Origin of the sequence: Sporosarcina sp. ZBG7A (assembly GCF_000813425.1) — a bacterium.
Taxonomy (GTDB): domain Bacteria; phylum Bacillota; class Bacilli; order Bacillales_A; family Planococcaceae; genus Sporosarcina.
In genome coordinates this window covers 87,344-93,343 of record NZ_JWIB01000021.1, presented here as the reverse complement: position 1 = coordinate 93,343, position 6,000 = coordinate 87,344, and the positions used below count along the sequence as shown (strand labels likewise).

Below are 6,000 nucleotides of genomic sequence, written 5' to 3'. Positions count from 1 at the left end.
CTTTTGGGACAGTCTTTTTGTGGTTCACCGTATCAATTCTAAGAAACTCCAAACGTCAGTCTATAGGGTTTCTTTCCGCACCCCTCTACAATAGAACTACACACTACGACGGGAGGGAACTTATTATGATTGGCGAACAAGTATTACTCAGCAGTGTCTTTGCGGCAGGGATTCTGTCCTTTTTCTCTCCCTGTATCTTGCCGCTATTGCCTGTGTACGTATCCATCCTCTCCTCAGGAGACCCAGCATCCACTCGCCAAAATCGCCTCATTACGATAGGGAAATTCAGTATCCATCCAAGACTAATTGTTAAAACAATGATCTTTGTCTTTGGTTTATCAACCAGCTTTGTGCTTCTAGGATTTGGAGCAGGCGCATTAGGCGCACTCATTAACACAACAACTTTCATCACCATCTGTGGAATTGTCGTTGTGTTACTCGGACTTCATCAAATCGGGTTGTTCCATATTCCGTTCTTGGAACGAGAAAACAAAGTGAACTTGAAACGAAGTGGAAAACGTGACTTTCTAGGAACGTATCTCCTCGGATTTACGTTTAGCTTCGGTTGGACGCCTTGTATTGGTCCGATTTTAGGTGCCGTACTTGGACTTTCGGCGAACGAAGGGCAAGCAGCACACGGTGCGTTTCTTATGCTCATCTATGCACTCGGTATGCTGATTCCATTTCTCATCCTTTCGATTTTCTCGGACTTCTTACTACAACGCATGAAAAAGCTTAATCGCCACTTAGGGAAAGTCAAAGTTGCCGGAGGTATCATCATCGTTGTGATGGGACTCTTCCTTATGACGAACAACTTGAATTTCTTTACAACACTTATTCCACAATGAAGGAGGATTTGGCATGTTGAAAAAATTACTTGTTCTACTCACTGTTGTCATTGTCCTTGGTGCTTGCTCATCTGGTGAGAAATCCGGAGAAGCAGAAGACTCGCTATACAATCTGGAAGACTTGGATGGTAGCACCGTCAACTTGGCAGATTACGAAGGAAAAAACGTCTACGTGAAATTTTGGGCGTCTTGGTGTCCAATCTGTCTCGCGGGACTTGAAGAAGTGAATGCACTTGCTGCAGAAGACACGGATTTTGAAGTATTGACAGTCGTTGCACCAGGATACAACAACGAAAAGAAAAAAGATGCGTTTGTGAAATGGTATAAAGGCGTTGAAAACGTTCAAGACTTACCTGTCCTAATGGATGAAGGTGGAGATCTCGTAAAAGAGTTCGAAGTACGCGGCTATCCAACATCTGCGTTCATCAATAAAAAAGGGGAACTCGTTAAAACACAAGCCGGACAGTTATCGAATAATCAGATCAAAGAGATGATGGATCAACTAAACTAAAACAAAGGGGAGACGCATCGTGAAATTGAACTATCTTTTTGGACTGCTTGTACTAGCGTTAGTTCTAGGTGGCTGTTCACTTGGAAATGCCTCCAAGGAAGAACCCGACAATTCGACAGGCTCACTGACCGCAGCAGCCTCTTCGAAATATCCTGAAAATCCGAACGATAATTTGACTTTCGATGAAAATAACTTGAAAGACATTTACTTAGCGGGTGGTTGTTTCTGGGGCGTTGAAGCTTATATGGAACGTGTTTACGGTGTCTATGATGTTACTTCAGGCTATGCGAACGGAACTACTGAAAATCCAATCTATGAAGACGTTGTCGCTGGTAAAACAGGTCATGCGGAAACCGTTCATGTGCAATACGAGCCAGAGCGCACTGATTTGAATACAATCCTGGATCATTTCTTTACGATTATTGATCCGACATCGTTGAACAAACAAGGCAATGACCGAGGTACGCAATACCGCTCGGGTGTCTTCTATACAGATTCAGCAGAGAAAGCTGTAATCGAGAAAGTCGTCACTGACCAACAAACGCGTTTTAACGATGAAATCGTAACCGAGGTCGAGCCGCTAACAAGCTACAAATTGGCAGAAGAGTATCATCAAGATTACTTGGAGAAAAATCCAAACGGCTACTGCCACGTGGAATTCGATTCGTTGGAAGACCAAGAGATTCCTTCTTTGATAGACCCGGCAGACTATCCGAAGCCAAGTGACAAAGAGTTGAAAGCGAAACTGACTGAAGCACAATACAAAGTAACGCAAGGTAGCGACACGGAAGCGGCATTTTTAAACAAGTACTGGGATACATTCAAAGACGGGATCTATATTGACGTTGCAACGGGAGAACCGTTGTTTTCATCAAAAGACAAATATGATTCACAATGCGGATGGCCAAGTTTCACGCAACCGATTATTCCTGAAGTCGTAACGGAGCATAAAGATAAGAGTTTTAACATGGTGCGGATCGAAGTGAGAAGTCGTGCTGGGGATAGTCACCTTGGTCACGTGTTTGATGATGGGCCGAAAGACAAAGGTGGTTTGCGCTATTGTATCAATAGTGCGGCAATCGATTTTGTGCCTCTAGATGAAATGGAAGAAGCAGGCTATGGCTATCTGACAAGCCTTGTGAAGTAAGGTAGACTGGAAATACGACTGCGGAAGGTAGCTGTTGCTGCCTTTCGTTTTTTACCTTTACATATGAAAGGAGACGCCTATGTACACGTTACTTGTAGTAGACGATGAACCCATTCTGATCCGGGGCATTCGTTCATTTGTCGATTTTGACGCGCTATCGATTAATGAAGTTCTCGAAGCGGCTAATGGGGAAGAGGCACTTGAATTGTTTAAAACGCACAAACCCGATCTTGTCCTTGCAGACATCAACATGCCGAAAATGAATGGGCTGGATTTCGCGTCCGCTGCGAAAGCGTTGAAGCCGGATGTGAAGATCGCGATGATCACGGGATACGACTATTTCGACTATGCAGTGGCGGCGCTCAAAACAGGAGTCGACGATTATGTGCTAAAGCCCGTTTCTAAAAATGACATTCAAGAACTGTTACAAAAACTGATTGGTAAAGTCCAAGAAGCTCATCGTCAACAAGAAGTGACAAAACTGGTAGATGGACTCATTCAGTTAACAGATAGCGAAGAAGAAACGACAGGATACAAATATCAAATCCAGCAGGAAATCAATACGAATATCGACAATATCGAGTTTTCGCTTGCGACGCTCGCATCGAAGCTTGCACTGAGCACATCATATGTCAGTACGTTGTTTAAGCAACTATTTGGCACAACGTTCCAACAGTATATGATCGCAGTTCGACTCGATCGGGCAAAATTGCTTTTGTTAAGCACGGACATGAAAATGTATGAAATCGCGGCTTCCGTTGGATTTGATGACCCGAATTATTTCAGCGCTGCATTTAAGAAGCGGTTTTCGTTGTCTCCCAATCAGTTTAAGGAGAAGTCTAGAGAATGAAGAATCGAGCGAATACCTACAAAAAATTACGTGTACAAATTGCCCTTCATTATATACTAGCAAGCGGATTGACATTGTTGCTGATGGCGGGGATTCTTTACGCAAGCATTTCTTCGATTCTATTGAGCGAGTCTGCGAAAAGTACTAAGTCCTCTGTGAACCAAAGCGGCATGTATCTCGATTTGTATATTGATCGGCTGAATGCAGTGTCGAGTTTACTCGCAGAAAATCCTCAACTCGTCAGCTACTTATCAGATTCCGTTCGCGCACCAGAAGTCAAAAGTGACCTATTGAAAACGATCGATACAACGCTCGATTCCGATGAATTCATCAAATCGATTATCATTGTGAGTAAAGATGGGCAGATTTTGTCCAACGAAGCGGGTTTGACGATGAGTAAATCGACGAATATGATGCAGGAAACGTGGTATCGGTCGGCGATTATGAATGGTGGCCAAGCATTCTTAACTTCTGCCCGCATGCAAGATTTTACGATGGATAAAGACACATGGGTTATCTCAATCAGTCGGGAAATCATTGATACAGCTGGGGAAAACCGCGGCGTGCTGCTCATAGATCTAGATTATGAAGTGATTGAAGACTATTTGGCGGACTTGGATCTCGGAAAAGCGGGATTTTCGTTCATCCTCAACGAAAACCAGGAAGTCGTTTATCATGAAGACCCGTCCTATTTCAAAAATGACGATAAAAAACGCGAGTTGCAAGCGATTGTAGATGACCAAGCGGGCTATGATTCCAAAGAAAATACGTTGACGTATACTCATTCGTTGAAAAATGCAGACTGGATGCTCGTCAGTATCTCGTCTCAAGACAGTCTTCTTGCCATCAAGCAACAGCTGCTTGAAATCTTCGTATGGGTCGGCATTGCGTTGCTTTTGATAGCAGCAACAAGCGTGTATGTCTTTGCGGGTCGGATCACGGCGCCATTTCAGAAACTGGAACAGGCGATGCGGGATATTGAAACGGGGTTGAAGGAAATTCCGGTCGATGCGAAAGGATGTTACGAGGCGCAAAATCTGACGCGTCATTTCAATACGATGACGCACAAAATCGATAAGCTGATGGAGGAGATTAAGGAAAAGGAAAAGCATCTTCGGACATCGGAAATCAGTGCGTTGCATAGTCAGATTAACCCTCATTTTCTATACAACACACTCGATACGATCGTATGGATGGCGGAGTTTGGTGATCATGAAAAAGTGATCGATCTGACGAAAGCGCTGGCGTCATTTTTCAGATTGTCACTGAGTGGCGGGAGCGAGTTGACGACGGTAGAGAACGAATTACAACACGTCGAACGGTATTTGTTCATCCAAAAAGAACGGTACGGGGATAAGTTGAAGTATGACATCCACTGTGACGAGACGGTAAGGGATATTGAAATGCCGAAACTAATTGTTCAGCCTATCGTAGAGAACGCTCTCTATCATGGCATACGTGGACTTTCTCGCCAGGGTGTTATCAATATTTCTGCCACTTCAGAGGGAGATGAGTTGTTTCTGACTGTCCGTGATAATGGAGATGGATTTCACGTAGTTGACATGAATGATGAAAAAACTAAGAAAACAACGAAACTTGGCGGAGTCGGCATTCGTAATGTAGATGAGCGTATTAAACTCTATTATGGTAAAAAGTATGGAGTACATGTCCATTCTTCGGAAACCGAAGGGACTACAGTTCGTATTCACCTTGCATCTTCCCTTAGATAATAATAATAAAACGTATTGGTTCTATAGATCAGGCGCATACTTCTTTTTATACGGAGGTGCGATTGCACTATGGAACATACCGATTTCTTTAAAGTCGATTTCTGGGAAATGATCTTGCGCACGACACTTGCTTTTCTGGTGCTCCTCTTATTGGCTCGTTTCATGGGGAAAAAACAAATTTCCCAACTGACATTCTTCCATTACGTAACTGGAATCACGATAGGATCTATTGCAGCTGATATCGCAGGAGAATCGGAGACGCCATTTATGAACGGGCTACTTGCGATGATTTGGTGGGCTATTTTGACGATTGTAATGAATTATATTGCGATGAAATCCAAAAAAGCACGTATCCTGTTAGATGATAAACCGATTATAATTATCCGGAATGGAAAGATTGAGGAAGGTTCGTTACGGAAAGCACGTCTCGATCTCAATGACGTCAATATGCTTTTACGTGAACAAAGCATTTTTTCGATAAAAGACGTGTACTATGCCATTTTTGAAGTCAACGGTAATTTAAGTGTCATGAAACGGACTGCCCTAGAAAATGCAACAAAAGCTGATGTAAAAGCATCTACAAGAGAACCCAAATACATTCCTACTGAAATTATTTCAGATGGAGAACTCATTTTGGAAAATTTAGCGGAGCTTAACTTAACGGAGCAATGGGTGTATGAACAGCTTAAAAAGAAAGGAATCAATCGAGTCGATCAAGTCTTTTATGCGGAGATTCAAGGGAATGGAGACTTGCATATTGACGAGAGGACAGCAAAAGATAATTAATGAGAGAGGAACCTATACCATGTATCTGACCAGATACATGGTATAGGTTCCTCTCTATTTGCTGTTTAACAAATAGATGTTCCTCGAAATGTTGAATTTGTGTAAATTGGCCTATGAATTAAAGGGTT

6 protein-coding genes are annotated in these 6,000 nt (G+C 42.9%); all 6 read left to right on the top strand.

Annotation, left to right across the window (positions count from 1 at the left end):
• The first annotated feature begins 125 nt into the window (after positions 1-125).
• Positions 126-848, top strand: a complete 723-nt coding sequence (locus tag RL70_RS08945; RefSeq protein ID WP_039043073.1) for a cytochrome c biogenesis CcdA family protein — start codon at positions 126-128, stop codon at positions 846-848.
• Between the two features lie 13 nt (positions 849-861).
• The gene (locus RL70_RS08940) at positions 862-1,359 is read left to right on the top strand and encodes a redoxin family protein (RefSeq protein WP_039043072.1); all 498 of its coding nucleotides are present in this window, start codon (positions 862-864) and stop codon (positions 1,357-1,359) included.
• Between the two features lie 19 nt (positions 1,360-1,378).
• Positions 1,379-2,506: a peptide-methionine (R)-S-oxide reductase MsrB gene (gene msrB / locus RL70_RS08935; protein WP_231567257.1), complete on the top strand. Its 1,128-nt coding sequence runs from the start codon at positions 1,379-1,381 to the stop codon at positions 2,504-2,506.
• A gap of 79 nt (positions 2,507-2,585) precedes the next feature.
• Positions 2,586-3,356: a response regulator gene (locus RL70_RS08930; RefSeq protein ID WP_039043070.1), complete on the top strand. Its 771-nt coding sequence runs from the start codon at positions 2,586-2,588 to the stop codon at positions 3,354-3,356.
• Positions 3,353-5,086: a sensor histidine kinase gene (locus tag RL70_RS08925; RefSeq protein WP_039043069.1), complete on the top strand. Its 1,734-nt coding sequence runs from the start codon at positions 3,353-3,355 to the stop codon at positions 5,084-5,086. The genes RL70_RS08930 and RL70_RS08925 overlap by 4 nt, the downstream gene beginning before the upstream one ends.
• A gap of 69 nt (positions 5,087-5,155) precedes the next feature.
• On the top strand, positions 5,156-5,872 hold the full coding sequence (locus RL70_RS08920; RefSeq protein ID WP_197054102.1) for a DUF421 domain-containing protein: 717 nt from the start codon (positions 5,156-5,158) through the stop codon (positions 5,870-5,872).
• Positions 5,873-6,000 lie beyond the last annotated feature (128 nt).